General features: G+C 47.6%; 2 protein-coding genes. Both read right to left on the bottom strand.

The window, feature by feature from the left end; all coding sequences use genetic code 11:
- Window positions 1–473 (bottom strand): TIGR04211 family SH3 domain-containing protein (locus tag A3750_RS23750; protein ID WP_068548999.1); only part of this gene is annotated, 473 nt, incomplete at its 3' end.
- Window positions 474–511: 38 nt separating this feature from the next.
- Window positions 512–811, bottom strand: coding sequence for a YciI family protein (locus A3750_RS23745; protein WP_068454731.1), 300 nt, complete (start codon window positions 809–811; stop codon window positions 512–514).
- Between the last annotated feature and the right edge of the window lie 97 nt (window positions 812–908).

Below are 908 nucleotides of genomic sequence, written 5' to 3'. Positions count from 1 at the left end.
CTTCTGTCGAGATTAAGAGCATCGGCGGAGACGGCTTTGACTCTTGCCAGTTCATCGGTATTCGCGCTTAGAGACTTGCTTGCCTTGGAATGCTGTCCCTCAAGCTCTTCATAATTGCTTTGCAGCGTACTTAGCTTGTCTGACAGTTCTTTGTTTTGAGCCCGCAACGTCGCGAGTGTTTTTTCAGCACGTGCAAGCTTGTCGCGAGCGATGGGTTCTTGCGACAGGTAGCGCGTTGGTAAGTACCCCTCAATACCGGAAGCTGTTTTTACAAATGAGTAGCCGGACTCGGTATTCTTTTCGATAATCTCTAGTGCTGTGCCGCTTGGTAGCCCCTTGTGCACGATGCGAAAGCCGGTACCTTCACCACTGCGAAGCGGTACCAATAACGTGTCGTCAACGTACATTGTTTCAGCAAGCACGCTGCTAGCTAGCAACATCGTGGTAATGAATGATAAAGCGATTTTTTTCATGACGCGTAAGTCCTGTATGAATTCTGTAGCGTGAGCTTTTAAGGGAGTACTTTTTTAAATGGCTTAACGATCACGTTAGCGTAAACGCCTGCAGCGATGTAAGGATCTTGATCTGCCCATGCGCTCGCCTCTTCAAGAGAGTCAAATTCAGCAACAACTAAGCTGCCTGTAAAGCCTGCCTCGCCCGGATCTTCATTATCTAGAGCTGGATGGGGGCCAGCAATCAGTAAACGCCCTTCTGATTTAAGCACTTCAAGGCGAGCCAAGTGATCGGGCCGTGCCGATTTGCGCTTTTCCAAACTGTTTTCGACATCCGTAGATATGATTGCGTAGTACATAGAGTCTCTCAATTGTGGACGATATCTTCCAGCTCTAAGCCGGTAAGCGATTTTATTTTCTTAAATAGGTACATCATCGCGATGATCATTACGATGA

It is taken from the genome of Oleiphilus sp. HI0079 (genome assembly GCF_001635105.1).
Note: the sequence above shows the minus strand (reverse complement) of the source record. Positions and strands in the feature narration are given on the sequence as shown.

Coding starts and splice junctions, on each gene's coding strand:
- A3750_RS23745 (WP_068454731.1), bottom strand. CDS start 811: ATGTACTACGCAATCATATCTACGGATGTCGAAAACAGTTTGGAAAAG.